Origin of the sequence: Bacillus sp. REN10 (genome assembly GCF_016820555.1) — a bacterium.
In the GTDB taxonomy this organism is placed as follows: Bacteria; Bacillota; Bacilli; order Bacillales; family Domibacillaceae; genus Bacillus_CE.
On record NZ_JADHDW010000004.1, the window covers coordinates 191,720 to 217,452 of the forward strand.

Sequence of the window (25,733 nt, forward strand, 5' to 3'; positions counted from 1 at the left end):
CAAACATCCTTGCTTAACAAAACGAAAAAAATCCTGCTCCTCTAAAAGAGAAGCAGGACTTTTCGTGCGATCAGTCAACATCGATTCACTGTCGTTCATCGTGTTTCCTTTATCTCATACGGCTGGCTCCAGTCCATACGTCGCTGAACAGCGCCTTTCGCTTTTCTATGGCACCATCCAGCTTAGTACGTTGGATTGGAGGAAGGTGATGATGCCGACGATGATGACTAGGACGAAGCTGTGTTTGACGGTGAAGCGGAATAGGTCGGATTCTTTTCCGGCTAGTCCAACGGCACCGCAGGCTACAGCGATGGATTGTGGTGAAATCATTTTTCCGGTTACTCCACCAGAGGAGTTCGCGGCTACGGCTAGTAATGGATCCATTCCGACCGATTGAGCGGTTACTTTTTGTAAGTTACCGAACAATAAATTGGCTGATGTATCGGAGCCTGTGATGAATACGCCAAGCCAGCCAAGGAATGGCGAGAAAAATGGGAATAAGAAGCCTGTTTTTGCGACGATTAATCCAAGTGTTGTTGTCATGCCTGATGCATTAGTTACATAAGCGAAGGCAACCACGCTTGCGATCGTTAAAATCGGGAACTTCAATTCATTCATTGTTTCTCCAAATGTTTTCACCCATTCAGACCAAGAGATTTTCACAATAAATTTACTTACAACAGCTGCGATTAAAATGGCTGTACCTGCCGCACCAAGAAGTTCTAATTTATAAATGGCAGGAAGTGCTTCACCATTGGCATTTATAATGTTGTTGTTTAACAGCGGTACTTCCGGTGTGAACGTGAACTTGTGGCCGATGGAATTGATCGCTAATAATACGCTGTTTGTTCCTTCATAATGACCTGTTAACGCCATTTTAATGGCAGGAATTCCCCAAACAGAAATGAAACCTGTTAAAACAAGGAATGGGGACCAAGCTTTAAAAATGGCACCAGCTGAGTGTTTCGACACCTCTTGTTGCTGAACATTTTGATCTTCATGTGCAAAACGGTAAATTGTTTTTGGCTTCCAAAACTTTAAGAAAACAGCAAGAGCAAATAAAGATACAAGAGCGGATAAAATATCCGGAAGTTCTGGACCAAGGAAGTTAGAACTTAAATATTGAGTAACCGCAAAGGAAATACCTGATACTAAAATAGCGGGCATAACTTCTTTTGCTCGTTTAAATCCAGCCATCATGACCACTAAATAAAAAGGAATGAATACAGATAAGAACGGTAATTGTCGACCAACCATTTTCGATACTTCCATTGCAGGAATACCTGTTGGACCTTCTACAGCAATAATAGGAATCCCAACAGCTCCAAAGGCAACGGGTGCTGTGTTGGCAATTAAACAAAGACCAGCCGCGTACAATGGATTGAATCCAAGGCCAACTAATAGTGCAGCTGAAATGGCAACGGGTGCTCCGAAACCTGCTGCTCCCTCAAGGAAAGCACCGAAAGAGAAAGCAACGAGTAAAGCTTGTAAACGTCGATCCTCTGTAATTGTTAAAACGGAATCACGAATGATGTCGAACTGTCCTGTTTTTACTGTTAGTTTGTATAAAAAGACAGACGTGATAATAATCCATCCGATTGGTAGTAAGCCATATACGGCCCCTTGGCTAGCGGATAATAAAGAGAGTCCAACCGGCATTTTGTAAGCGATTGCAGAAAGGACTAAAGAAATCGCTAATGTAATTAATCCGGCTTTGTATCCTTTCATTCGTTTGACTGCAAGCGCCCAAAAGAAGAAGATAATCGGGATCAATGCTACGAGTGCAGATAAACCAAGGCTGTCTGCAATAGGAGTAAAATGTTGTTGATATTGCATGAAAATGCCCCCTAACTGTGATTTTTTCTTTTTTTGAATAGTCTGATTAAATGAAGTTTAGATCATCTGATGACCTAGTTAAATGATTATCCATCTGCCTTATTTATTATAGGAGTTGTTGTCGAAAAATACAATACAAATGTTACTAAATTGTGAAAATAAAAAAAGGATATTGACTTTATTTGGAGATGTGAAAATAAATTTCTAAAGCAAAGTTGAAAATTTCGTTTATAATAATTGTATTAGGACAGTTAGAGGTGAAACCGGTGGAATATAAAAAGATTAAACCGAAAAAGATATATGAAGAAGTAGCAGAGGCTCTTTTAGATTCAATCCGTTCTGGAACATTAAAGCCGGGCGATAAATTAGACTCTGTGCAGCAATTGGCTGAAAATTTTCACGTTGGACGATCTGCTATCCGAGAAGCTTTAACGTCTTTACGGGCGATGGGGCTGATTGAAATGCGCCAAGGGGAAGGAACGTATGTGAAAGATTTCTCGCCTTCTGGAATTGCATATCCGATCCAAAATGTTGTTTTAATGGATAAAAAGGATCTGTTTCATTTAATGGAGGTTCGGAAACTGCTTGAAGTAGGTACGGCTTTTATCGCAGCTGAAAAGCGCACGCAGGAAGATATATTAAAAATTCGTTTAGCATTAGAAGAAATGAAATATCACTCTAATGACATGGAGCTAGGAGAGGAAGCCGATCTTGCTTTTCATTTAGCCATTGCTGAGGCGACAGGAAATCCGTTGCTGCTTAGTTTAATGAATCATGTTGCTGATTTAGTGTCAGAGTCAATGAAGGAAACGCGGCGAATTTGTTTGTATTCTGAAGTCGCTACATTCGATAAATTGAATGACGAACATGAAGCGATCTTCGAGGCTATTGAGGAAGGGAATCCAGAAAAGGCAAGGCTGGAGATGAGCATTCATATTCATAATGTAGAAAACATTTTGAGAGAATATATGGAAGAACAAGAAAAAGTGAAGTAAGTTTTTTTCAGAAAGAGTGTCTAAACGAAACGGTTATCTTCTAAACGAATATGTTGAAGATATCTCTCAAATGTTGTATTCATAGGAACGATCGACCGTTTTTTGGACGCTCTTTTATTTTTGTAAAAAAAATAATTATTTCGTCATTTTAAAAAAACTACAAAAAAATTGTGGAATGTAGTATGATCATATTATAAATCTAGGTCATCAGATGACCAGTTGTTTTTGGGCGGGCACTCTTTCGGAAATATCGGGGGAGTGCTTGTCACTTCTAAAAAAGAGGTGTTCAACATGAAAGTTGCTTTGTTTGCTACGTGTCTTGTGGATATGTTTCAGACGGATGTGGGAAAGGCGACAGTTGAGATTTTGGAACGTTTAGGCTGTGAGGTTGAATTTCCAGAGCGGCAAGTATGCTGTGGACAGCCAGCTTTCAACAGCGGCTATGTCGAAGAGTCTAAAGGTGCGATGAAGAAAATGATCGAGACCTTTGAAAATTCAGAGTACGTAGTGTCACCGTCTGGCTCATGTATCACAATGTTTAAGGAGTATCCACATGTATTTAAGGGAGATCCTGTTTGGGAGCCGCGCGCGAAGAAATTAGCAGAAAAATCATATGAATTCACTCAATTCATTGTCGATGTATTAAAGGTAGAAGATTTAGGTGCGAAATTGCCGGGAAAAGCAACGTACCACACATCTTGTCATATGACTCGTCTTCTTGGTGTGAAAGACGCACCGATGACTCTTTTGAAAAACGTGGAAGGTTTAGAATTTGTGCCTCTGCCAAATGCGCATAATTGCTGTGGTTTCGGTGGAACGTTCTCTGTGAAAATGGGACAAATCTCTGAACAAATGGTCGACGAAAAAGTGGCCTGTGCAGAAAAAGTAGAAGCGGATTATTTAATTGGAGCAGACTGCGGTTGCTTAATGAACATCGGCGGACGCATGGAGCGTAAAGGAAAGCCGATTCGCGTGATGCATATTGCAGAAGTGCTAAATAGCCGTTGAGATTTTAGCTGAACGATAGAAAAGTCGAAAGAAAGAGGTGACGTTCAATGGCAATGAAATTTGGATCGGATGACTTTAAAGGACGCGTCAAAGAGAAAATGAATGACACGTTTATGAGAGGAGCCGTTGCAGGTGCGCAAGAACGTTTGCGGACTCGTCGCCTAGATGCCGCTGAAGAGCTTGGCAACTGGGAAGACTGGCGCTCTCATGGTGAAGAAATTCGTCAACATGTGCTTGAGAACTTAGATTACTATTTACATCAATTAAGTGAAAACATTTCTAAACGCGGTGGACATGTATTTTTTGCCCAAACAGCTGAAGAAGCCAATGAATACATTACAAACATCGCAAAGCAAAAGAATGCGAAGAAAATCTTAAAAGCAAAGTCCATGGTGACAGAGGAAATCGGCATGAACGGTGCGCTTGAAGATATCGGTTGTGAAGTCATTGAAACCGACCTTGGCGAGTACATTCTGCAAGTCGATGACCATGATCCACCATCTCATATCGTAACGCCTGCTCTTCATAAAAATAAAGAGCAAATTCGTGATGTCTTCACGGAAAAATTAGATTATAAATTAACGTCAAAACCAGAAGAGCTTGCTTTGCATGCACGTAAAACGTTAAGAAAAGACTTTTTAGCAGCGGATATCGGCGTAACAGGCTGTAACTTCGCCATTGCTGAATCTGGTTCTATCAGCTTCGTGACAAACGAAGGAAATGCTCGTCTTGTGACAACGATTCCGAAAACACAAATCACTGTGATGGGAATGGAGCGGATCGTTCCAACGCATGAAGAGTTTGAAGTGCTTGTTAGCTTATTAACGCGCAGTGCGGTTGGACAAAAATTAACAAGTTATGTCACAGCGTTATCTGGTCCTCGTGAAGAGGGAGACGTAGATGGTCCAGAAGAGTTCCATTTAGTCATTGTGGATAACGGCCGTTCGAAAATTTTAGGAACAGAATTCCAATCTGTCCTTCAATGTATTCGTTGTGCGGCTTGTATTAACGTATGTCCAGTATACCGTCACATCGGTGGTCACTCATACGGATCGATCTACTCAGGTCCGATCGGGGCTGTACTTTCTCCGTTACTTGGCGGCTATGATGACTTTAAAGAGCTTCCGTACGCATCGACTTTATGTGCGGCTTGTTCTGAAGCTTGTCCGGTGAAAATTCCGCTGCATGAATTGCTTCATAAGCATCGTCAAGTGATTGTCGAGAAAGAAGGACGCGCTCCAATTTCTGAAAAATTAGCGATGAAAGCATTCGGACTAGGAGCCGCTTCTAATCCGTTATATGGTATGGGATCAAAAATGGCATCAACTGTGATGAAACCATTTACGAAAAATGATCGTATCTCTAACGGTCCAGGTCCATTAAAAGCTTGGACAGAATTGCGTGAGTTCCCAGCACCAGAGAAGCAACGTCTGCGCGACTGGTTTAAAGAACATCAAAAAGAGAAAGGAGGCGACAAATAATGGCAGGAACGATTCATAACCGTGATTCTTTTTTAGCCAATATCGCCTCGAATCTTGGAAGAGAAAGAAAAGAAAAGGTGGAGCGTCCAAAGTGGAAGTTCCAGCCTCAGCATGAAGTATTGAAGGGTGCGACTCAAGACGAGCTTGTAGAAGTATTACGCGAGCAGTGCAAAAACATCCATACAGACTTCATTGAAACATCATCTGCTGATCTTGCGAAAACTCTAGCTGAGAAAGTAGATGCCTATGGCGGTGGCCCGATTTCTTTATGGAACGACGAGCGTTTTGACGAATTTGGCTTATCGACATTAATTCAAGAAACATGGCCGGAAGAAAAGAAAGAAGTCAACGTCTGGAATCCAGCCTTAGGTCAAAAAAATATCGATGACGCAGAAAAAGCGAATATCGGTATTACATTTAGCGATATGACATTAGCTGAATCAGGTACAGTTGTGTTGCTGAGCAGCAAAGAGAAAGGCCGCTCTGTCAGCCTTTTACCTCATAAATACATTGCGATTGTTCCAAAAAGCACAATCGTGCCACGCATGACACAGGCGGCACAAGCAATTAGCCGCAAAGTACAAGCTGGTGAACTAGCGCCATCATGCATTAACTACATCACGGGTCCAAGTAACTCTGCCGACATTGAAATGAACCTTGTTGTCGGTGTGCATGGCCCTGTGAAAGCTGCTTATATTATTGTAAATGACAAGTAAACCGCCTCTTTACTTGATCATTTTTCCAACCCATTGATATTCGCCCATTATCAATAAAAAACGGACTCGTCTAAAAAGATGAGTCCGTTTTTGCTTGTCGCCGATGATCAAGCGCCTTCCGCTTTTCGGTTGTCCAGCTGCAGGCGCTATCGGCTCGAGGACAAAAGCCAAGCCGGCCAAAAGGTTAAAGAACAACCTTTCAGCCGACTCGTCTTTTGCTTGTCGCCGATGATCGAGCGCCTTCCGCTTTTCGATTGTCCAGCTCCGCCTCCTAGACACTCGAGTCAAATAACCTGTCGTTTGCAAGGCTCATCGCCTTTCCAGCGACAGAACATTTGCTTGTCGTGTCTGGGCAGTCGGCTCCGCATTTCTTTGTCCAGCTGCAGGCGCCAGCGACTAGTGGACTTCCACCATCCTCCTTACGATAAGTCAACATCGATTCACTACCGTTCATCGTGTTTCCTTTATCTCATACGGCTGGCTCCAGTCCATACGTCGCTAAACGTCGCCTTCCGCTTTTCTATTTATCTTTTAAGATGGCGTACGATCGAACCATTGATCCGACAAACATGATGAGAGCTCCGCTGAGCAGCAATGTTTGGAACGTCGTTTTAGCAATCACATCTAATGGATAAAGCAGGCTTCCAAGTATAAGAATGACTCCGATAGCTGTTAATAGCCAGCTGAATTTTTTCATTTTATTTCACCTTCATTTCAATCGATTGTACATTCATTATATCATGAGAAGCGAATTTCTTTTTTGACGTTTTGAATGAATCAAAAAGAGGTATGGATTAATAAGATAGAAAAATTAGAAAATTTCTTCTTTAATCATTGCGCCATTTTGTTAGTTGGGTTATATTAGAATTATCAATAAATGAATGAATATTCATTCAAAAGGTGTGAAGGGGGAAATCATGTTGGTTCAGCACATTCAAAAAGCGGCTGTTCTTGGATCGGGTGTGATGGGTTCAGGCATTGCTGCTCACTTAGCGAACATTGGTATACCATCCATTTTATTAGATATCGTTCCGCGTGAATTGTCGAAGGAAGAAGAAGCAAAGGGGTTAACATTGAACGATCGCCAAGTGCGAAACCGTTTTTCAGAAGGGGCATTGAAGAAGCTATTAAAGCAAAAGCCAGCTCCGCTCACATCGAAAAAGAATCTATCATTAATTACGGCGGGTAACTTAGAAGATGATGTAGATCAATTGAAAGAGGTCGACTGGATTATTGAAGTCGTTGTTGAAAATCTAGAAGTGAAAAAGCAAGTGTTTGCAACGGTCGAAAAGTACCGCAAGCATGGCAGCATCGTGAGCTCCAATACATCTGGCATTTCGATTGAAGCGATGGCAGAAGGGCGTTCGGAAGACTTTCGTAAGCATTTTCTCGGCACGCATTTCTTTAATCCGCCTCGCTATTTAAAGTTATTAGAAGTGATTCCAACGAAGGATACAGCTCCGGAAGTGCTTGAATACATGAAAACGTTTGGAGAAGACACGCTCGGTAAAGGCGTCGTGTTAGCGAAAGATACGCCAAACTTTATCGCTAACCGCATCGGCACGTACGGTTTGTTAAAGACGGTGCAAGAGATGGTAGCAGCTGACCTAACGCCAGGGGAAGTCGATTCTATCACCGGTCCGTTAATTGGCCGCCCGAAAAGTGCGACGTTCCGCACATTGGATGTCGTGGGTCTAGATACGTTCATTCATGTCGCTAACAATGTGTATGAGCAAGTAGAAGGGGAAGAGAAGCAAGTATTTGAAGTGCCGCAGTTTATGAAAACCATGCGTGACAACGGTTGGATTGGCGCAAAAAGCGGCCAAGGTTTCTTCAAAAAGGAAGGCAAGACCATTTTGGAATTGCATCCAGCTACGATGGAATATAGCGAGCAGAAAAAGCTAGCTTCTGCTTCGATTGAAATGGCAAAGCAGCAAAAAGGACCAGGAGCAAAATTGAAAGCGCTTATTTACGCCAATGATCAAGTTGGTCAATTTTTATGGAAGATTATTGCACCTGTACTTACGTATTCGGCGGAATTGACAGGGGAAATCGCTGATGACATTGTTGCGATTGACCAGGCGATGAAATGGGGCTTCGGCTGGAGTCAAGGACCGTTTGAAATGTGGGATGCGATTGGTGTCGAGAAGTCGGCAGAGAAAATGGAAGCGGAAGGGCTAAGCGTCCCAGCATGGGTGAAAGAGATGCTTGCAAGCGATCACACTTCCTTCTATCAAGAAGACCGCTTTTATCATCAAGGAGAGTATGAAGCGATCCCAGTAAATCCGAAAGTGATCGATTTGAAAAAGTTGAAGAAGCAAGGAAATGTGTTAAAAAGCAATAGCGGCGCTAGTTTAATTGATCTCGGTGATGGCATTGCCTTACTTGAATTTCACTCGAAAAGCAACGCCATTGGCATGGATATTGTCCAGATGATTAATTACGCCGTCGATGAAGTAGAGAAAAACTACAAAGGGCTTGTGATCGGCAATCAAGGCAAAAACTTCTGTGTCGGTGCGAACTTAGCGATGATTTTGATGGAAGTGCAAGATGATAACTTCTGGGATGTGGAAATGGTTGTGAAAGGCTTCCAGCAGGCGATGATGAAAATAAAATATAGTTCGAAGCCAGTTGTTGCGGCACCATTTGCGATGACGCTTGGCGGCGGAGCGGAAGTTTGTTTACCAGCCGCTCATATTCAAGCCAACATGGAAACGTATATGGGACTTGTCGAAGTCGGCGTTGGTTTGATCCCTGGCGGTGGAGGAAACAAAGAGCTCTACATTCGCCATCTCGAGCAAATGGCCAACGGGGTACAAATAGACTTGCAAAGTGTCGCGAACAAAGTGTTTGAAACGATTGCGATGGCGAAAGTGTCCGCATCAGGGGAAGAGGCTCGTGAAAATAATTTTCTAGTGAAAGCAGATGGGGTGAGTGTGAATCCAGATCATTTATTATATGACGCGAAGCAAGCGGCCCTTTATTTATACGAAAGCGGCTACACGCCACCGAAACGAAAGAACATTCCAGTCGTTGGTGAATCCGGCTATGCGATGCTGTTGTTAGGAGCGCAATCAATGCTGAAATCCGGCTATATTTCAGAGCATGATTTTACCATTGCGAAAAAGTTGGCCTATGTCATTGCAGGCGGAAAGCTACCATTTGGGACAGAAGTGGATGAACAATACTTACTCGATTTAGAGCGTGAGGCCTTTTTAAGCTTATGTAAAGAGCCGAAAACACAGCAGCGTATGCAGCATATGCTTGTGAAAGGAAAGCCGTTACGAAACTAATTTGCAAGGGGGAGAAAGGGAATGAAGGAAGCGGTTATTGTAGCGGGGGCGAGAACTCCGGTCGGTCGCGCGAAAAAAGGAACATTAGCAACCGTGCGCCCGGATGATCTCGGAGCCATCGTAGTGAAGGAAACATTAAAGCGTGCAGGAAATTACGAAGGAGAAATTGATGACTTAATCATTGGCTGCGCGATGCCAGAAGCTGAGCAAGGAATGAATATGGCGCGAACGATCGGCGCTCTTGCAGGACTGCCATACAACGTACCAGCGATTACAATTAACCGGTACTGCTCTTCCGGCTTACAGTCGATTGCCTTTGCGGCTGAGCGAATTATGACAGGGCAGGCAGAGACGATTCTTGCAGGTGGAGCGGAGTCGATGAGCATGGTGCCGATGATGGGCCATGTCGTCCGCCCGAATATTTGGATTGCGGAAAACGCACCAGAATACTATATGAGCATGGGGCATACCGCGGAAGAAGTCGCCAAGAAATACGGCATTTCTCGTGAAGAACAAGATGCGTTTGCCGTTCGCAGCCATGAACGTGCGGCAAGGGCGATCGCCGAAGGAAAATTTGTCGATGAAATTGTTCCAGTCGATGTAACGCTTCGCAGTGTTGGAGCAGACAATCAATTGGTAGAGAAGCAGATCAAATTTGAACAGGATGAAGGAGTTCGTCCTGGAACAAACATGGAAGCATTAGCCAAATTGCGTCCGGCTTTTTCTACAACGGGCACAGTCACAGCAGGGAACGCTTCGCAAACGAGTGATGGCGCGGCGGCAGTGATGGTAATGGAACGCGAAAAGGCTGAGTCACTTGGATTAGCACCGATAGCTAAATTCCGTTCGTTCGCGGTTGGTGGCGTCCCACCAGAAATTATGGGAGTCGGCCCGGTTGTTGCTATTCCGAAAGCGTTGAAACTGGCAGGGTTAGAGCTGTCCGATATTGGATTAATCGAATTAAATGAAGCCTTTGCTTCTCAATCGATTCAAGTCATTCGCGAGCTTGGTTTAGATGAAGAAAAAGTCAATGTCAATGGAGGAGCGATTGCGCTTGGTCATCCATTAGGCTGTACGGGAGCGAAATTAACCTTATCTTTAATCCATGAAATGAAACGACGTCAGGAGCAATTTGGAGTAGTGACGATGTGTATCGGTGGTGGCATGGGAGCTGCTGGGGTATTTGAGCTTTTGTAATCAATTAAACAGGGGGAGAAGAAAATGACGAATCAAACAGAAAAACAAGCGGTTAAAGGTGGAGCGTTTTTAATCGAGGATATTTCCTATGATCGTGTGTTTACGCCTGAGGACTTTTCCGACGAACAAAAAATGATTGCGAAAACAACGGAAGAATACGTAATGAACAGCGTGATGCCGCAAGTGCCTTATTTAGAAAAGCATGAATTCGAGCGCTCCGTGAAACTGCTTCATGAAGCGGGAGAACTCGGATTGCTAAGTGCCGATGTGCCAGAGGAATACGGCGGTTTGAACTTAGATAAAATCAGCTCCGCTTTAATTGCCGAGAAAATGGCGGTAGCCGGGGGCTTTTCGATCACGCATGGTGCCCATGTAGGCATCGGTTCATTGCCGATCGTGTTATTCGGAACGGAAGAGCAAAAGCAAACATATTTGCCAGCGCTCAGCACAGGGGAAAAAATCGCAGCTTATGCGCTAACAGAACCGGGCTCAGGGTCCGATGCGCTAGGTGCTAAAACAAACGCGAAATTAAATGAGGCGGGCACTCATTATATACTAAACGGGGAGAAACAATGGATCACGAATGCCGGATTTGCCGATGTATTTGTTGTCTATGCGAAAATCGATGGCGACAAGTTTTCTGCTTTCATTGTCGAGAAGGAGTTTCCTGGTGTATCTACTGGTGCGGAAGAAGACAAAATGGGCATCAAAAGTTCGTCGACGCGGACGTTAATTTTACAAGATGCCGAAGTGCCGAAAGAGAACCTACTTGGCGAAGTGGGACGCGGTCATGTGATTGCCTTTAACATTTTAAACATCGGCCGTTACAAGCTTGGCGTTGGGACAGTAGGTAGCTCCAAGCGTGCGATGGAAATTGCCGTGAAGTATGCGAATGAGCGCAAGCAATTCAACACGCCGATCTCTTCCTTCAACTTAACGAAAGAGAAGTTCGCCACGATGGGGGCAAAGCTATACGCTTGTGAAAGTGCGATTTACCGCACAGTCGGCTATTTTGAAGATCGCATGAGCCAATTGTCTGAAGAAGAGCAAAAAGATGGGATGGCCATTTCAAAATCAATTGCTGAATACGCAATTGAGTGCTCATTAGGAAAATTCTTCGGCTCCGAAGTGCTTGATTATATGGTCGATGAAGGTGTGCAAATTCACGGAGGCTATGGCTTCATGGAAGAGTATGAAATCGCTAGAATGTACCGTGATTCCCGCATTAACCGCATATTCGAAGGAACGAACGAAATTAACCGCTTAATCGTGCCAGGCACCTATGTCCGAAAAGCGTTCAAAGGTGAGTTACCGCTATTAGAGAAAGCGCAGCAACTGCAGGGCGAATTGATGATGCTTATGCCGGAAGAAGTCGGCACAGAGCCGTTAGCGCAAGAAAAATATTTAGTGAAAAACGCGAAGAAAATCGGCTTAGTTGCCGCTGGCTTAGCTGTTCAAAAATACGGAAAGGCACTAGAAAGAGAACAAGAAGTGCTATCTAACCTAGCTGATATCGTGAATTTAATCTATGCGATGGAATCAGCCGTTCTACGCACAGAAAAAGCGATCGCAAATGTTGGCGAAGAGAAGAGCAAGCAAAAATTACTCTACACACAAATCTTCTGCCAGGAAGCCTTCGATGAAATCGAAGCACACGCCAAAGAAACATTAATCGCCGTAGAAGAAGGCGACAACTTGCGCATGATGCTATCCGTGCTACGCAAACTGACACGCTACACACCAATCAATATCATCGCCAAGAAACGCGAAGCCGCTGAAAAAATCATCAGCGCCGAAAAATACATCGTCTAATTGAACTAACACCCGCTGTCTTGGCGGGTGTTTTTGTTTTGGAGGTGTTGTTCGAGAGGTGGATCGGTCGAATCGGAGGTGTAATCAGTCGGGCTTGGCCGGTAATCAGTCGCCATTTGCTCACAATCGGTCGGGAAACGGAGGAAATCAGTCGCGCCGAGCCATCAATCAATCGCCCCCGTCCATCCCTCTGTAAAAAGAAGGTTTTGTTTGGCAAACGTCGAAGTTATTTGATATAAAAGTGTAGAAGTCATTTCTAGTGGAGGTCGTTTCAATTATGACGTTGACATTTTATTGGTATCCGAAATGCGGGACATGCCGCAAAGCGAAAAAATGGTTAGAAGAGCATCAAGTTGACTTTCAAGAAGTACATATTGTCGAACAACCGCCTACAAAAGAAGAATTAAAAGCCTTATATGAAAAAAGCGGACTTGAATTAAAGAAGTTTTTTAATACGAGCGGTCAAAAATACCGCGAGCTTGGATTAAAAGACAAAATCAAAACGGCTACTGAAGATGAATTGCTGACTCTTTTAGCTTCAGACGGGATGCTCATTAAGCGTCCACTGACGACAGATGGAGAACAAGTGACGGTCGGTTTCAAGGAAGAAGATTTTGAAAAACATTGGGTACAAGGATAAAGAAAAGTGTCTTGATTTGTTCCTTTATAATAGGTAAAGTTTAATTGAAGTCTAGTAACGGAGGGATATGGATGAGTACACCGAAAGAATTGCGTTATTCTGAAGAACATGAGTGGGTCAAAACAGAAGGGGAGAAAGTTCGCATTGGAATCACTGAGTTCGCACAGTCTGAGCTTGGCGATATCGTGTTTGTGGAGCTTCCAGCTGTAGGGGATGAAATCACAGTGAACGAGCCGTTCGGCAGCGTAGAATCAGTGAAAACTGTTTCTGAACTATATGCGCCTGTTAGCGGAACAGTTGTTGAAGTGAATGAAGACTTAGAAGATAGCCCAGAGCTTGTGAACGAATCTCCGTATGAGAAAGCATGGATGGTCGTTGTGGAAGTATCTGATGCTTCCGAAGTCGACAGCTTAATGACAGCTGAGCAATATGAGGAAATGGTAAAAGCAGACTAATTTGCGAGCGAGAGCACTTCCAACTGATGGAGGTGCTTTTCTTTGCTTTTCTTTGAAAAACAAGCGAAAATGGAAGTAACGAAGCAGTGATAGTCCAGGCAAAGGGTGATGATCATGTTTTCCGGAAAAACTATTGTTGTTGAAGGCACTTCTGATAAAAGAAGAGTCAAAGAAATTATTAAAGAGCCCGTTGACATTATTTGCACGAATGGGACAATTGGCGTGAGCAAGCTAGATGAAATGATCGATGAGCTAGATGGACGCGATGTGTATATTTTAGTAGATGCAGATCAAGCGGGAGAGAAGTTGCGAAAGCTCTTTATTCGCGAGCTGCCAGAAGCGCATCATTTATATATTGATCGAGTGTATAAAGAAGTCGCAACCGCTCCTTATCGACATTTAGCGACGATCTTATTAAGCGCCAATATCGATGTGCATAGTGAGTTTTTGCAAAAGGATGGATAGAGATGCAATCAGAAGAAGTACGAGCGATCATCGAGCAGCAGGAAAAAGTGGCGGTGTATGCCTATGCGCCGATGTGTGGGACATGCCAGTTGGCTTCCAAAATGCTCGATGTCGTAGAAAAGGTCGGCACACCGTATCAATGGGTTCGGATCAATTTAAATTACTACGAGGACATTGCTGAGACGTATAGCATTGAAAGTGTGCCATGCTTGCTGATTTTTAAAGACGGACAGCTAATGGACAAGATATATGCCTTTCAGTCGGTTCCACATATTTATGAAACATTGAATCAGTATTGAAAACACCTTGCCAACGCTGGCAAGGTGTTTTTTCCAAAGATATTGTCGAGCGATTTTCAAAGGAATTTCTCTCTTTTTTCTGAAATAGTTAATAAAGAAAGAAGAGGGGGCGAGCAAATGCGTAAGCAACTTTCGATGATTCAAGTGGCGTGCCAAGAAAGAGGCCATATCCATTCCATTTTGCCAGCGGAACCTGTTCATGTGCTGTTAGAAGATCAAAATGAACATTGGCTATTAACCATTAGCAAAAAAGGCATTGATTTTTCCGATAAAAAAGTTCAGCCATGGCAATTAAAAATCAGCGCAAAAGAAGGACAAATCGCTCATTGCCTAGCAGGAGAACAACGGCTATTTTTGTACCACCGCATGGGCAAAATTGATATGCTTGGCCTGTATCGATTGCAACTCTGGTTTGAATCCCTCCTCTGGCTATGTCGAGCGTACAAATAAAAGCGGAGCCGACTGCTGAGACACGACAAGCAAATGTTCTGGCGCTGGAAAGGCGATGAGCCTTGGAAGCGACAGGTTATTTGACTCGAGTGTCTAGGAGGCGGAGCTGGATAAAATAAAAGCGGAGCCGACTGCTGAGACACGACAAGCAAAAAGAATATTTTTCTTATTGACAATTTTCGAATAAAGGTGATACAATCAGTCTCACAATCAACTGAATAGCGAAACTCTTATCAAGAGAGGTGGAGGGATGTGCCCTGCGAAGCCCGGCAACCTTCAACAATGATTTGTTGAAAAGGTGCCAATTCACACAAAGCGATTGCTTTGACAGATGAGAGAAAGGACTTTGACGAATCAAACCTTTCTGCTCATTGCGGCAGAAAGGTTTTTTATTTAGAGGGGAGTGAAGCCAGATGATTTCAATTGCAAATGTGAAAAAGATTTTTGCAACGAAGAGTGGCACAGTAACAGCAGTAGATGACATCAACTTAAACATAAATCAAGGAGAAATCTTTGGCATCATTGGTTATAGCGGCGCGGGAAAAAGTACGTTAATCCGCATGTTAAATGGCCTTGAATCTCCTTCTGAAGGCTCTGTTGTTGTCGCTGGCCGCGAAGTGTCAAACATTCGAGGAGCGGAATTAAGACAAGCGCGCCAAGAAATTAGCATGATTTTTCAGCATTTTAACTTGCTGTGGTCGAGAACGGTTCGGGAAAATATCGCGTTTCCGCTTGAAATTGCCGGCGTTCCGAAAGAGAAAAGAAAAGAGCGCGTGGATGAATTGATTCAGCTAGTGGGGCTAGAGGGACGAGGAGATGCTTATCCGTCACAGCTAAGCGGCGGTCAAAAGCAGCGAGTGGGCATTGCCAGAGCGCTCGCGAACAACCCGAAAGTGCTCTTATGTGATGAAGCCACTTCCGCACTCGATCCACAAACGACAGATTCGATTTTGGAGTTGTTAGTAGATATTAATGAACGACTTGGGTTAACGATTGTGTTAATCACTCATGAAATGCACGTCATTCGCAAAATTTGTCACCGCGTAGCTGTGATGGAAGCGGGAAATATCGTGGAGCTTGGTCCTGTGCTAGATGTCTTTAAACATCCGAAGCAGCCGATTACGAAACGATTTGTGCAACAAGTGACGGAGCAAGAAGAATCGAAAGAAACGATTGAGCATTTACTTGAGCGCGGAGGAAAAGTCGTGAAGCTGACCTTTATTGGGGAAGCAGCGGAACAGCCGGTTATCACCGACTTGATTCGCAATTTTCAAATATCGGTCAATATCGTTCAAGGGAAAGTGTCGCAAACGCAAGATGGAGCGTATGGCTCGCTCTTTGTCCATCTAACGGGCTCTGAGGAAGAAGTGAATCGAGCGGTTGCCTACTTAGATCAACATCAAGTGAGTTCGGAGGTGATCACGCATGCTTGAGCAATGGCTTCCCAATGTGGAATGGGAGAAAATGTGGGAAGCAACAGGTGAAACCCTTTATATGACAGGGATTTCTGTTGTTGCTACCTTTATTCTAGGTATTTCGCTGGGATTACTCCTGTTTTTAACATCAAAAGATCAAATATTAGAAAATAAAGCGGTGAATGTGATCGTCGCTGCGTATGTGAATGTGTTTCGTTCCATTCCCTTCATTATTCTAATCATTTTATTAATTCCGTTCACGAAAGCGATTGTGGGGTCAATGATTGGAGAAAATGCAGCCTTGCCTGCTTTAATCATCGGAGCGTCTCCATTCTATGCTCGGATTGTTGAAATTGGGCTGCGGGAAATTGATAAAGGAGTGATTGAAGCGGCCAGATCAATGGGAGCGAAAACAAGCACGATTGTTTTGAAAGTGTTGCTTCCAGAGTCTATGCCAGCTTTAATCTCCGGTATTACCGTCACAGCGATCGTTTTAGTCGGATACACGGCCATGGCTGGAGCAATTGGCGCAGGAGGCCTTGGAAACTTAGCCTTTTTAGACGGCTTCCAACGCAGCCAAAACGACGTAACCTTTGTCGCAACGCTCATTATTTTACTCATCGTATTTGCGATTCAATTCACTGGTGACTGGTTCACTAAGAAATTAGATAAAAGATAACAAGGAGGAAATATTATGAAGAAGTGGTTATTCGCTTTACTTGCATCGATTATTGTACTAGCCCTCGCTGCATGCGGCGGCTCAGAGGAGAAAAAAGAAGAAGGTAAATCAGAAGAAGATAATAAACTAGTGGTTGGAGCATCTAACATTCCGCATGCGGTGATTTTAGAAGAAGCGAAGCCGTTATTAAAAGAAAAAGGCTATGATTTAGAGATTGAAACCTTCAATGATTATATCTTGCCGAATAAAGCCTTAGATGAAGGCGAATTAGATGCCAACTATTATCAACACATTCCATTTTTAGAGCTACAAAAGAAAGAACATGGTTACAAGTTTGAAAATGCAGGTGGCATTCATATTGAGCCCATCGGCGTGTATTCTAAAAAATATAAAAGCTTAGATGATCTGCCAAAAGGGGCAAAGGTTTTAATGAGCAACTCTGTATCTGACCATGGTCGCGTGCTAAGTATGCTTGAAAAAGAAGGCCTAATTAAATTAAAAGACGGCATTAATAAAAATGACGCGCAAATTAAAGACATTAGCGAAAATAAAAAGAACTTACAATTCGAATACAATTTTGAACCGGCTTTTCTTCCGCAAGCCTTTAATAACGGAGAAGGCGACGCGGTGCTCATCAACTCCAACTTTGCGATCGACGCTGGCTTAGATCCGCTAAAAGATCCGATTGCTGTTGAATCAAAGGATTCTCCATATGTGAATATCGTGGCTGTGCGCAGCGGAGATGAAGACAAAGAGAAAATTAAAGCTTTAGTGGACGTGCTTCACTCAAAAGAGATTCAAGACTTTATCATGAACGAGTGGAAGGGCGCCATTGTGCCAGTAAATAAATAAAGAAATGGGAGCTTGTCGCTTGATTGCGGCAAGCTTTTTTGAGCAAGCGCGCGCGGAGGTCTCCAAAAAAATCCGCATAAACCGTTTTTTCTTGTACATATTAAAAGCGAAACGTACACAGGAGGGACGAACGATGGAGAAGGAAATGAATAATTTTTCACAGGAAGCGTTAAGAGAATATAAGGAAGGGGTAGGTATCTTCCAAGAAAAGATGCCCGAATTGGCGAAGCATTATCAGGAATTCACAGCGGCTTGCTTCAAAGAAGGAGAAATTGGGCTGAAAGAAAAGCATTTGATGGCGCTTTCGATCAGCGTGTTTGCACAAGATGAGTATTGCATCATTTATCATGTGAAAGGCTGTTTGGACCAAGGCTGCAGTGAAATAGAAATGCTAGAAGCGCTCGGGGTAGCGGCGGCGTTTGGCGGAGGAGCGGCGATGAGCCAAGCAGTAACGCTCGTGCAGGAAGCAATTCGTGATCTAGGTATGACGCATTAGTGGTGCTCAAAATGGAAGGATACGAAAGGATATAGCAAGAATTTTAAGAATGAGGGAATGGATCGGGGTGTCATTGCTCAAGACGCGATGTGAACCGACGAGAGCAGGCTATACGCTTTTTGTAAAAATAGCCAATTGTTGATACCATCAATAGTGCAAGGTTAAAAAAGCGGAAAGGATTGATTCCCTATCAATTTGTTTAACTCACTGAATTTAACGTACACAGAAGGCATGGAGAAGGCGATGCATGGAGCCCATGGAGTCGGATACGAGGTGTACAGTCGAAATCATCAAGTGAGAATGAGTGTAGAACGGCAGCGCGAAAAAAATTACTTGAAAAGCCGCCGGATCGTGGCAGATTTTAACGGTAGATTTATCAATCAATTATCATAATATTGAGAAAAGCCAGTGCGTAGGCGCTGGTTTTTTTCATTCATAAATGGGTAGAAATTTTTCCGCTATTTAAGGCAAGAATACTATATAATGAAGTGGAATTTTTGGTATAATCAAATATCTCACCAATTCGTTTAGATTGGTTGAATATACTTTTAATTTGTTATAAGATTGTAATGAGAATAAATTGAGAATGACAATAATTCAATAACATTTTCGATAACGACGGAGGTATAGATATGACAGCTTCTACATTAGTAATTAAAGATTTACATGTAGCAATTGAGGGGAAAGAGATTTTAAAGGGTGTAAATCTTGAGATAAAAGGTGGAGAATTCCACGCGATTATGGGACCAAACGGAACAGGTAAATCCACATTATCTTCCGCGATCATGGGTCATCCAAAATATGAAGTGACACAAGGCAGCATTGAGCTTGATGGAGAAAACGTATTAGAAATGGAAGTAGATGAGCGCGCTCGTGCAGGTCTGTTCCTTGCAATGCAATATCCAAGTGAAATTACAGGTGTCACAAATGCGGATTTCTTGCGTTCAGCGATCAATAGCCGCCGTGAAGAAGGCGATGAAATTTCTTTAATGAAATTCATCCGTAAAATGGACGAAAAAATGGACTTCCTTGAAATGGATCAAGATATGGCACAGCGTTACTTAAATGAAGGCTTCTCAGGCGGGGAGAAAAAGCGCAACGAAATCCTTCAATTAATGATGATTGAGCCGAAAATTGCGATTCTTGATGAAATCGATTCTGGTCTAGATATCGATGCTTTAAAAGTAGTGTCTAAAGGAATCAATGAAATGCGTGGCAGTGAGTTCGGATGCCTAATGATCACTCACTATCAACGTCTTCTAAACTACATCACTCCTGATAAAGTACACGTAATGATGCAAGGCCGCATCGTGAAATCAGGCGGACCTGAGCTTGCACAGCGTTTAGAAGCAGAAGGCTATGACTGGATCAAGCAAGAGCTTGGAATTGAAGACGAAACAGTGAGTCAATAAGAGCCATTTTACGAAAGCTGATCACTAGGAGGATGAACATGACTGTAGAAACAAATTTACCAGTAGATCAAGAGTACGTTCGCTCATTTTCAGCGCAAAAAGGCGAAGCGAAATGGCTGACTGATTTGCGTGTAGCAGCTCTTGATAAAGTAGATGTATTACCGTTACCAGTAGCGGAAAAAACAAAAATCGATAAATGGAACTTCACGCAATTTGTATCACATGAAGTGACAAGTGAAGTGTTTGCTTCTTTAGAAGAGCTTCCTGAAGAAGTGAAATCATTAATCGATATCGAACAAGCGGACAAAAACCTTTACATTCAACGTAATCAAACGCCTGCTTTCTTATCTTTATCAGAAGAACTAAAAGAACAAGGTGTGATTTTTACCGATATTCATACAGCGGTGAAAGAGCATAGCGATCTTGTTGAGAAGTACTTCATGACGGAAGCAGTCAAAGTCGATGAACATAAATTAACAGCTTTACATGCGGCATTAATGAACGGTGGAGCTTTCCTATACGTTCCGAAAAACGTCGAAGTGAAAGAGCCAATTCAAGCGGTCTATGTACATGATCATGCCGATGCCGCACTGTTTAACCATGTATTAGTGGTAGCGGAAGATAACAGCGTGGTAACTTACGTGGAAAACTACATTTCCACAGTGGAAACAGAAAATGCTGTTGCGAATATCGTGACAGAAGTAATCGCTGGAACGAACGCGAAAGTGGTTTACGGAGCAGTGGATCACTTAAATAGCGGTGTAACAACGTATGTGAACCGTCGTGGTGTGACGGGACGCGACGCTCGCATTGAGTGGGCACTTGGCTTAATGAACGATGGCGATACCGTATCAGAAAACGTAACGAACTTAATCGGTGCGGGTTCATTTGCTGATACGAAAACGGTCGTTGTTGGTCGCGGCAAGCAATCACAAAACTTCACAACAAAAGTCGTTCACTTCGGCAAAAACACAGAAGGCTACATTTTAAAACACGGCGTGATGAAAGACGAAGCGAAATCGATCTTTAACGGTATCGGAAAAATCGAGCATGGCGCTTCTAAATCAAACGCAGAGCAAGAATCACGCGTGTTAATGCTGAGCGAAAAAGCGCGTGGAGATGCGAACCCAATTCTTCTGATCGATGAAGATGATGTAACAGCAGGTCACGCCGCATCAGTTGGACGTGTGGATCCTATGCAGCTTTATTACTTAATGAGCCGCGGAATTTCTCGTCAAGAAGCAGAGCGCCTCATCATTCACGGATTTTTAGCGCCAGTTGTTGATAAACTTCCAATCGAAGGGGTTAAACAGCAATTGACTGAAGTGATTGAAAGGAAAGTTCGCTAATGAACGCGAAGGAAATTAAACAATACTTTCCGATTCTTGACCAAGAAGTCAATGGACATCCGCTCGTTTATTTAGACAGTGCCGCGACTTCCCAAAAGCCGGTGCAAGTGATTGAGGCACTGAATAAATATTATCGCGAGGATAACTCGAACGTTCACCGCGGTGTGCATACACTCGGCACACGTGCAACGGATTCTTATGAAGGCGCGCGCGACAAAGTGCGTAAATTCATCAATGCCGCGGCGCGTGAGGAGATTATTTTTACCCGCGGAACAACGACATCCATTAACACGATTGCGGCGAGCTACGGACGCGCCAATGTAAAAGAAGGCGACGAAATCGTCATCACATACATGGAGCACCACAGCAACATCATTCCATGGCAACAGCTAGCGAAAGAAAAAGGTGCAACGTTGAAATATATTCCACTTCAAGCCGACGGAACGATTTTGCTTGAAGATGCGAAGGCAACGATCACGGATAAGACGAAAATTGTCTCTGTGATGATGGTGTCGAACGTGCTTGGCACGATCAATCCAGTGAAAGAAATTGCCGAAATCGCCCATCAGCACGGCGCTGTGATGGTCGTAGACGGTGCCCAATCGGCTCCGCATATGAAAATCGATGTGCAAGATCTCGATTGCGATTTCTTAGCTTTTTCCGGTCATAAAATGTGCGCGCCAACGGGCATTGGTGTGTTATATGGCAAAAAGCAATTGCTTAATAACATGGAGCCGGTCGAATTCGGCGGTGAAATGATCGACTTCGTTGGTTTACAAGAATCAACGTGGAAAGAGCTTCCGTGGAAATTTGAAGGCGGAACTCCGATCATCGCTGGGGCAATCGGCCTTGGCGCGGCGATTGATTTTCTCCAAGAAATTGGATTGGATGAAATCGAGCGCTATGAGCATCGGTTAGCCGCGTATGCACTGGAGAAAATGAGCACGATTCCAGGCATGCAAATTTATGGACCGCTATCTGGTGAACAACGTGCGGGACTTGTTACTTTTAATTTAGATGATGTCCATCCTCACGATGTGGCAACTGTATTAGACGCGGAAGGAATTGCGGTTCGTGCGGGACATCACTGCGCACAGCCACTGATGAAATGGTTAGACGTATCCGCTACGGCGAGAGCGAGCTTCTACCTTTATAACACAGAGGAAGATATTGATAAGCTTGTCACAGGGCTTCTCAAAACAAAGGAGTATTTCAGCGATGTCTTTTAATAATTTAGATCAGCTGTACCGTCAAGTGATTATGGACCATTATAAAAATCCGCGCAACAAAGGCCAGCTTGAGGACGGCAGCTTAACGATAGATATGAATAATCCGACTTGTGGCGATCGCATTCATTTAACATTGAATGTAGAAGACGGCAAAGTGACAGCGGCGAAGTTTGATGGAGAAGGTTGCTCTATCTCTATGGCTTCCGCTTCCATGATGACGCAAGCCATTAAAGGCAAAGATATTGAAACAGCTTTAAAGCTTTCACAAATTTTTTCCGATATGATGCAAGGCAATGACTATCCGGACGACATCGACCTTGGCGATATCGAAGCATTGCAAGGTGTATCGAAGTTTCCTGCCCGCATCAAATGTGCCACTTTAGCGTGGAAAGCAATGGAAAAAGGGTTGAAAGAGAACGAATAATTATAATGACGACAGGAGGAATATAACATGGCAAAGAAAATGCCAGAAATCGGGGATTACAAATACGGTTTTAAAGATAAAGACGTATCTGTTTACCGTTCAGAGCGTGGATTAACACGTGAAATCGTAGAAGAAATCTCTAAGTTGAAAGATGAGCCCCAATGGATGTTAGACTTCCGTTTAAAATCACTCGAACTTTTTTATGAAATGTCGATGCCACAATGGGGCGGCGATCTTTCGGCATTAAGCTTCGATGAAATCACTTACTACGTGAAGCCATCAGAGAAATCAGAACGTTCTTGGGATGAAGTACCAGAAGAAATCAAACAAACATTTGATAAGCTTGGGATCCCAGAAGCAGAACAAAAATACTTGGCAGGTGTATCCGCTCAGTATGAATCAGAGGTTGTTTATCACAACATGAAGGAAGACCTAGAAGATCTAGGCATCGTCTTCAAAGACACGGATTCAGCGTTAAAAGAAAATGAAGACATCTTCCGCAAATACTGGGCAAAAGTGATCCCGCCAACAGACAATAAATTTGCGGCATTAAACTCAGCGGTATGGTCAGGTGGATCATTCATTTATGTACCACCAGGTGTGAAAGTAGATACGCCATTACAAGCATACTTCCGTATCAACTCTGAAAACATGGGTCAGTTCGAGCGTACGCTTATCATCGTTGACGAAGGCGCAAGCGTTCACTACGTAGAAGGATGTACAGCTCCTGTGTACACAACGAACTCTCTTCACAGTGCGGTTGTAGAAATCTACATTAATAAAGATGCATACTGCCGTTACACAACGATCCAAAACTGGGCGAACAACGTTTACAACCTAGTAACGAAGCGTGCCGTTTGTGAAGCGAACGCAACGATGGAATGGATCGACGGAAACATCGGATCGAAATTAACGATGAAGTATCCAGCCGTTATTCTAAAAGGCGAAGGTGCTCGCGGGTTAACCCTTTCCATCGCGATCGCTGGTAAAGGCCAACACCAAGATGCTGGAGCGAAAATGATTCACCTTGCACCGAACACATCGTCAACGATCGTATCAAAATCGATTGCCAAACATGGCGGAAAAGTAACGTACCGCGGAATCGTTCACTTCGGACGCAAAGCGGAAGGTGCTCGCTCAAACATCGAATGCGATACGTTAATTATGGATAATCAATCCACATCGGATACAATTCCATACAACGAAATCTTAAACGACAACATCTCTTTAGAGCACGAAGCAAAAGTTTCAAAAGTATCTGAAGAGCAACTATTCTACTTGATGAGCCGCGGTGTTTCTGAAGCAGAAGCAACAGAAATGATCGTCATGGGCTTCATCGAGCCATTCACAAAAGAACTTCCAATGGAATATGCAGTTGAAATGAACCGTTTGATTAAGTTCGAAATGGAAGGATCAATCGGATAATGTTGAAAAAACCGTGGTATAATAGGGTTTATACCACGGTTTTTATTATATAGAATTGGAGTCGTGCCGATTTTGTGCCGATTCAGATTTCTTTTGGGTGTAAGAGGCGAACTTATTGAGTTCGTCTTCTTCTATTTTATCGGTGATATCGAGATACGTATCGGCTGTTGTTTTTATGGTTTGGTGTCCAAGCCGCTGAGATACATATTTCAAACTGGCTCCACTTTCTAAAAGGATGACCGCATGAGTATGTCTGAAGACATGTAAACCTTTATAGTCTACTCCGGCAGCTTTACAATATTTTTGGAGCATTTCTCTAATGACAGATGGTGTAAGGTACTCACCTAATCCATTTTGAAAAATAATATTGTCTTCATTCTTTTTGAATCGAGGATCTTGCCACTCCATTTCTTTTTGGCGGATCTTAAATTTCTTGGGTAATCGGATTAGTGAGTTGAAAGAGGGTTAAAACTCTCCCTCTTCCATCGCTCTCACTAAAGTTGAAATGTCTGCTCCAAGTGTAACTGGTGGCCACTGTGCAATGTCATCCCAAAAGTTTCCGTAGTTGGACATTACGTTGCCAAATGCACCTGTCATATCCGAGCGTTTAGAATGACGTGTCTTACGTTGTTTCCTAAAGCCCTCAGTAAACAGTATTTTGGCTCTAAGGGCTTCAAAGGAGTAACCCCTACCCATTCGATTACAATGGCGTATGAGGCTATTTAAGCCTTCTGTGTATGCGTTGGTAAGTTTCTTAGGACTATCAAAGTACGCAAAGAACTCTTCTTCCCAATTCTCAGAAGCAGTAATGAGTTCTTGGAAGTGGGGTTTAAGTTCCTTTGGTATCTTTTGTTTCCATGATTGAAACTTGTGATAGGCTTCGACTTTTTTCTCTAAGTCCCATATGTCAAAGAGTTCCTCTTTTAGTTCATAGGCTTCGGCTAATAGAGGGAAGTATCCAGTCCATGTTTCCAGTAGGAAAAGGTCTTCAGGTTTAAGGTCACGTTTACGAGATAAAAGAACCCATCTATCACGCATTAACTGCCTACGTTGCTTTGTAGGAAGGTCTTTCTTGTAACTCCTTCTGAACTTTTCCAGAGCTTCATTAGCCTTTTTGACAACGTGGAACTTATCTATGACTATTGTGGCCCACGGAAGCTCTTGATTCACTGCTGTTCGGTAAGGGTTCCACATATCAATAGTGACGTATTTGATTCGTTCCTTATCGGGCAAAGAACGCAGATAAGGGATAACTGTACCAAGTTCACGATTTTTCAGAATATCAATGACTGTTCTATGCTGTATGTTTGTCACAACGAATCTTGGTTTCTTTAAGATATGGATTTCATCCATACCCAACCAAGCAGGAGTTTCAAATGAAATCTCTTGTTCCAGTTCAGCCACATAGTCTCGGAAGATATTACGGACTGTTTTTTCATCAACGCCAATCTCTTCTGCAATACTTGTAAAAGTGCGTTTGAGAGAAGCGTCACGAATGTATTTAACAAGTCTATTGGTCATAAAACGGACATCATCCATATCGGGCAGTGTTTCCCAAAAGGTATGACTGCATTGTTTGCATCTAAACCTTTTACGGTCAACTGTAATGCCAACACGCTTACTGTGCATGGTGGTGTCCATATAAAGCTGTTTCTTACGCCCGAATCTTTGAAAGTCGGGCGGACAACCCATAGGACAAGCAGGTGGAGACAGGGTCGTCTCCACCAAGAAGTTGTAATTGTAATCATCTTCTTTCCAGTCCTTAATGTTATACAAATCTAAATTAAGCTCATTGTGCATGACTA

The 25,733-nt window shown here is 43.2% G+C and carries 28 protein-coding genes and 1 riboswitch; of the genes, 22 read left to right on the forward strand and 6 right to left on the reverse strand.

What is annotated here, in order from left to right; translation table 11 throughout:
* Positions 1 to 165: 165 nt before the first annotated feature.
* Positions 166 to 1,836 carry an L-lactate permease gene (locus tag IRB43_RS08395; RefSeq protein ID WP_203363013.1) on the reverse strand — a complete coding sequence of 557 codons (1,671 nt, stop codon included), beginning with the start codon at positions 1,834 to 1,836 and terminating at the stop codon, positions 166 to 168.
* 266 nt (positions 1,837 to 2,102) lie between these two features.
* Here IRB43_RS08395 and IRB43_RS08400 point away from each other — a divergent pair, with 266 nt between their 5' ends.
* From IRB43_RS08400 to IRB43_RS08415, 4 genes are all read left to right on the forward strand, one after another.
* On the forward strand, positions 2,103 to 2,831 hold the full coding sequence (locus IRB43_RS08400) for an FCD domain-containing protein (protein ID WP_203363181.1): 729 nt from the start codon (positions 2,103 to 2,105) through the stop codon (positions 2,829 to 2,831).
* 291 nt (positions 2,832 to 3,122) lie between these two features.
* Positions 3,123 to 3,839, forward strand: a complete 717-nt coding sequence (locus IRB43_RS08405; protein WP_203363014.1) for a (Fe-S)-binding protein — start codon at positions 3,123 to 3,125, stop codon at positions 3,837 to 3,839.
* Between the two features lie 47 nt (positions 3,840 to 3,886).
* Positions 3,887 to 5,320: a LutB/LldF family L-lactate oxidation iron-sulfur protein gene (locus IRB43_RS08410; RefSeq protein WP_203363015.1), complete on the forward strand. Its 1,434-nt coding sequence runs from the start codon at positions 3,887 to 3,889 to the stop codon at positions 5,318 to 5,320.
* The gene (locus tag IRB43_RS08415; RefSeq protein ID WP_343070840.1) at positions 5,317 to 6,036 is read left to right on the forward strand and encodes a LutC/YkgG family protein; all 720 of its coding nucleotides are present in this window, start codon (positions 5,317 to 5,319) and stop codon (positions 6,034 to 6,036) included. The genes IRB43_RS08410 and IRB43_RS08415 overlap by 4 nt, the downstream gene beginning before the upstream one ends.
* Before the next feature lie 9 nt (positions 6,037 to 6,045).
* Here IRB43_RS08415 and IRB43_RS08420 read toward each other — a convergent pair whose 3' ends face one another.
* From IRB43_RS08420 to IRB43_RS08430, 3 genes are all read right to left on the reverse strand, one after another.
* Positions 6,046 to 6,342: a hypothetical protein gene (locus IRB43_RS08420; RefSeq protein WP_203363017.1), complete on the reverse strand. Its 297-nt coding sequence runs from the start codon at positions 6,340 to 6,342 to the stop codon at positions 6,046 to 6,048.
* Entirely contained in the window at positions 6,308 to 6,490 is a 183-nt protein-coding gene (locus tag IRB43_RS08425) for a hypothetical protein (RefSeq protein WP_203363018.1), read from the reverse strand. The genes IRB43_RS08420 and IRB43_RS08425 overlap by 35 nt, the downstream gene beginning before the upstream one ends.
* A gap of 66 nt (positions 6,491 to 6,556) precedes the next feature.
* Complete coding sequence (locus IRB43_RS08430) at positions 6,557 to 6,733, reverse strand: hypothetical protein (protein WP_203363019.1); 177 nt, start codon at positions 6,731 to 6,733, stop codon at positions 6,557 to 6,559.
* Between the two features lie 223 nt (positions 6,734 to 6,956).
* Between IRB43_RS08430 and IRB43_RS08435 the strand changes: the two genes are divergently transcribed.
* From IRB43_RS08435 to sufB, 18 genes are all read left to right on the forward strand, one after another.
* The gene (locus IRB43_RS08435; RefSeq protein WP_203363182.1) at positions 6,957 to 9,329 is read left to right on the forward strand and encodes a 3-hydroxyacyl-CoA dehydrogenase/enoyl-CoA hydratase family protein; all 2,373 of its coding nucleotides are present in this window, start codon (positions 6,957 to 6,959) and stop codon (positions 9,327 to 9,329) included.
* 21 nt (positions 9,330 to 9,350) lie between these two features.
* Positions 9,351 to 10,526 carry an acetyl-CoA C-acetyltransferase gene (locus IRB43_RS08440; RefSeq protein ID WP_203363020.1) on the forward strand — a complete coding sequence of 392 codons (1,176 nt, stop codon included), beginning with the start codon at positions 9,351 to 9,353 and terminating at the stop codon, positions 10,524 to 10,526.
* A gap of 24 nt (positions 10,527 to 10,550) precedes the next feature.
* Positions 10,551 to 12,338 carry an acyl-CoA dehydrogenase family protein gene (locus IRB43_RS08445; protein WP_203363021.1) on the forward strand — a complete coding sequence of 596 codons (1,788 nt, stop codon included), beginning with the start codon at positions 10,551 to 10,553 and terminating at the stop codon, positions 12,336 to 12,338.
* 277 nt (positions 12,339 to 12,615) lie between these two features.
* The gene (locus IRB43_RS08450; protein WP_203363022.1) at positions 12,616 to 12,978 is read left to right on the forward strand and encodes an arsenate reductase family protein; all 363 of its coding nucleotides are present in this window, start codon (positions 12,616 to 12,618) and stop codon (positions 12,976 to 12,978) included.
* A 71-nt stretch (positions 12,979 to 13,049) separates the two neighbouring features.
* On the forward strand, positions 13,050 to 13,433 hold the full coding sequence (gene gcvH / locus IRB43_RS08455; protein ID WP_203363023.1) for a glycine cleavage system protein GcvH: 384 nt from the start codon (positions 13,050 to 13,052) through the stop codon (positions 13,431 to 13,433).
* A 114-nt stretch (positions 13,434 to 13,547) separates the two neighbouring features.
* On the forward strand, positions 13,548 to 13,898 hold the full coding sequence (locus tag IRB43_RS08460; RefSeq protein WP_238941901.1) for a toprim domain-containing protein: 351 nt from the start codon (positions 13,548 to 13,550) through the stop codon (positions 13,896 to 13,898).
* Positions 13,899 to 13,900: 2 nt separating this feature from the next.
* The gene (locus IRB43_RS08465) at positions 13,901 to 14,197 is read left to right on the forward strand and encodes a thioredoxin family protein (RefSeq protein ID WP_203363025.1); all 297 of its coding nucleotides are present in this window, start codon (positions 13,901 to 13,903) and stop codon (positions 14,195 to 14,197) included.
* A 117-nt stretch (positions 14,198 to 14,314) separates the two neighbouring features.
* Complete coding sequence (locus IRB43_RS08470) at positions 14,315 to 14,647, forward strand: hypothetical protein (protein ID WP_203363026.1); 333 nt, start codon at positions 14,315 to 14,317, stop codon at positions 14,645 to 14,647.
* A gap of 227 nt (positions 14,648 to 14,874) precedes the next feature.
* A riboswitch (SAM riboswitch) is annotated at positions 14,875 to 14,985 on the forward strand.
* Positions 14,986 to 15,060: 75 nt separating this feature from the next.
* On the forward strand, positions 15,061 to 16,080 hold the full coding sequence (locus IRB43_RS08475; RefSeq protein ID WP_203363027.1) for a methionine ABC transporter ATP-binding protein: 1,020 nt from the start codon (positions 15,061 to 15,063) through the stop codon (positions 16,078 to 16,080).
* Positions 16,073 to 16,741 (forward strand): methionine ABC transporter permease, encoded by a 669-nt coding sequence (locus tag IRB43_RS08480; protein WP_203363028.1) that lies wholly within the window; start codon positions 16,073 to 16,075, stop codon positions 16,739 to 16,741. The genes IRB43_RS08475 and IRB43_RS08480 overlap by 8 nt, the downstream gene beginning before the upstream one ends.
* A gap of 15 nt (positions 16,742 to 16,756) precedes the next feature.
* The gene (locus IRB43_RS08485) at positions 16,757 to 17,593 is read left to right on the forward strand and encodes a MetQ/NlpA family ABC transporter substrate-binding protein (protein ID WP_203363029.1); all 837 of its coding nucleotides are present in this window, start codon (positions 16,757 to 16,759) and stop codon (positions 17,591 to 17,593) included.
* A 133-nt stretch (positions 17,594 to 17,726) separates the two neighbouring features.
* Positions 17,727 to 18,089 (forward strand): carboxymuconolactone decarboxylase family protein, encoded by a 363-nt coding sequence (locus IRB43_RS08490; protein ID WP_203363030.1) that lies wholly within the window; start codon positions 17,727 to 17,729, stop codon positions 18,087 to 18,089.
* Positions 18,090 to 18,284: 195 nt separating this feature from the next.
* Complete coding sequence (locus tag IRB43_RS08495; RefSeq protein WP_203363199.1) at positions 18,285 to 18,482, forward strand: YuzK family famiily protein; 198 nt, start codon at positions 18,285 to 18,287, stop codon at positions 18,480 to 18,482.
* Positions 18,483 to 18,721: 239 nt separating this feature from the next.
* Positions 18,722 to 19,501: a Fe-S cluster assembly ATPase SufC gene (sufC, locus tag IRB43_RS08500; protein WP_203363031.1), complete on the forward strand. Its 780-nt coding sequence runs from the start codon at positions 18,722 to 18,724 to the stop codon at positions 19,499 to 19,501.
* Positions 19,502 to 19,539: 38 nt separating this feature from the next.
* On the forward strand, positions 19,540 to 20,850 hold the full coding sequence (sufD, locus tag IRB43_RS08505; RefSeq protein WP_203363032.1) for a Fe-S cluster assembly protein SufD: 1,311 nt from the start codon (positions 19,540 to 19,542) through the stop codon (positions 20,848 to 20,850).
* Positions 20,850 to 22,079, forward strand: a complete 1,230-nt coding sequence (locus IRB43_RS08510) for a cysteine desulfurase (RefSeq protein WP_203363033.1) — start codon at positions 20,850 to 20,852, stop codon at positions 22,077 to 22,079. The genes sufD and IRB43_RS08510 overlap by 1 nt, the downstream gene beginning before the upstream one ends.
* A complete protein-coding gene (sufU, locus tag IRB43_RS08515) occupies positions 22,069 to 22,503 on the forward strand; it encodes a Fe-S cluster assembly sulfur transfer protein SufU (protein ID WP_203363034.1) in 435 nt (144 codons plus the stop codon). Before IRB43_RS08510 ends, sufU begins: the two co-directional genes overlap by 11 nt.
* A 27-nt stretch (positions 22,504 to 22,530) precedes the next feature.
* On the forward strand, positions 22,531 to 23,928 hold the full coding sequence (gene sufB / locus IRB43_RS08520; protein WP_203363035.1) for a Fe-S cluster assembly protein SufB: 1,398 nt from the start codon (positions 22,531 to 22,533) through the stop codon (positions 23,926 to 23,928).
* Positions 23,929 to 23,973: 45 nt separating this feature from the next.
* Here the strand turns inward: sufB and IRB43_RS08525 are convergent, their stop codons facing one another.
* Positions 23,974 to 24,336 (reverse strand): tyrosine-type recombinase/integrase, encoded by a 363-nt coding sequence (locus IRB43_RS08525; RefSeq protein ID WP_203363036.1) that lies wholly within the window; start codon positions 24,334 to 24,336, stop codon positions 23,974 to 23,976.
* Positions 24,337 to 24,393: 57 nt separating this feature from the next.
* On the reverse strand, positions 24,394 to 25,728 hold the full coding sequence (locus tag IRB43_RS08530) for an ISL3 family transposase (protein ID WP_203363037.1): 1,335 nt from the start codon (positions 25,726 to 25,728) through the stop codon (positions 24,394 to 24,396).
* Positions 25,729 to 25,733 lie beyond the last annotated feature (5 nt).

Excerpts from the sequence above, each read along its gene's own strand:
- IRB43_RS08470 (WP_203363026.1), top strand. The coding sequence starts at position 14,315 with ATGCGTAAGCAACTTTCGATGATTCAAGTGGCGTGCCAAGAAAGAGGC.
- IRB43_RS08440 (WP_203363020.1), top strand. The coding sequence starts at position 9,351 with ATGAAGGAAGCGGTTATTGTAGCGGGGGCGAGAACTCCGGTCGGTCGC.
- IRB43_RS08425 (WP_203363018.1), bottom strand. The coding sequence starts at position 6,490 with ATGAACGGTAGTGAATCGATGTTGACTTATCGTAAGGAGGATGGTGGA.
- IRB43_RS08465 (WP_203363025.1), top strand. The coding sequence starts at position 13,901 with ATGCAATCAGAAGAAGTACGAGCGATCATCGAGCAGCAGGAAAAAGTG.
- IRB43_RS08490 (WP_203363030.1), top strand. The coding sequence starts at position 17,727 with ATGGAGAAGGAAATGAATAATTTTTCACAGGAAGCGTTAAGAGAATAT.
- IRB43_RS08480 (WP_203363028.1), top strand. The coding sequence starts at position 16,073 with ATGCTTGAGCAATGGCTTCCCAATGTGGAATGGGAGAAAATGTGGGAA.
- IRB43_RS08460 (WP_238941901.1), top strand. The coding sequence starts at position 13,548 with ATGTTTTCCGGAAAAACTATTGTTGTTGAAGGCACTTCTGATAAAAGA.
- sufU (WP_203363034.1), top strand. The coding sequence starts at position 22,069 with ATGTCTTTTAATAATTTAGATCAGCTGTACCGTCAAGTGATTATGGAC.
- IRB43_RS08450 (WP_203363022.1), top strand. The coding sequence starts at position 12,616 with ATGACGTTGACATTTTATTGGTATCCGAAATGCGGGACATGCCGCAAA.
- IRB43_RS08405 (WP_203363014.1), top strand. The coding sequence starts at position 3,123 with ATGAAAGTTGCTTTGTTTGCTACGTGTCTTGTGGATATGTTTCAGACG.
- IRB43_RS08510 (WP_203363033.1), top strand. The coding sequence starts at position 20,850 with ATGAACGCGAAGGAAATTAAACAATACTTTCCGATTCTTGACCAAGAA.
- IRB43_RS08445 (WP_203363021.1), top strand. The coding sequence starts at position 10,551 with ATGACGAATCAAACAGAAAAACAAGCGGTTAAAGGTGGAGCGTTTTTA.
- IRB43_RS08410 (WP_203363015.1), top strand. The coding sequence starts at position 3,887 with ATGGCAATGAAATTTGGATCGGATGACTTTAAAGGACGCGTCAAAGAG.
- IRB43_RS08525 (WP_203363036.1), bottom strand. The coding sequence starts at position 24,336 with ATGGAGTGGCAAGATCCTCGATTCAAAAAGAATGAAGACAATATTATT.
- sufB (WP_203363035.1), top strand. The coding sequence starts at position 22,531 with ATGGCAAAGAAAATGCCAGAAATCGGGGATTACAAATACGGTTTTAAA.
- IRB43_RS08530 (WP_203363037.1), bottom strand. The coding sequence starts at position 25,728 with ATGCACAATGAGCTTAATTTAGATTTGTATAACATTAAGGACTGGAAA.
- sufC (WP_203363031.1), top strand. The coding sequence starts at position 18,722 with ATGACAGCTTCTACATTAGTAATTAAAGATTTACATGTAGCAATTGAG.
- sufD (WP_203363032.1), top strand. The coding sequence starts at position 19,540 with ATGACTGTAGAAACAAATTTACCAGTAGATCAAGAGTACGTTCGCTCA.
- IRB43_RS08395 (WP_203363013.1), bottom strand. The coding sequence starts at position 1,836 with ATGCAATATCAACAACATTTTACTCCTATTGCAGACAGCCTTGGTTTA.
- IRB43_RS08485 (WP_203363029.1), top strand. The coding sequence starts at position 16,757 with ATGAAGAAGTGGTTATTCGCTTTACTTGCATCGATTATTGTACTAGCC.
- IRB43_RS08475 (WP_203363027.1), top strand. The coding sequence starts at position 15,061 with ATGATTTCAATTGCAAATGTGAAAAAGATTTTTGCAACGAAGAGTGGC.
- IRB43_RS08430 (WP_203363019.1), bottom strand. The coding sequence starts at position 6,733 with ATGAAAAAATTCAGCTGGCTATTAACAGCTATCGGAGTCATTCTTATA.
- gcvH (WP_203363023.1), top strand. The coding sequence starts at position 13,050 with ATGAGTACACCGAAAGAATTGCGTTATTCTGAAGAACATGAGTGGGTC.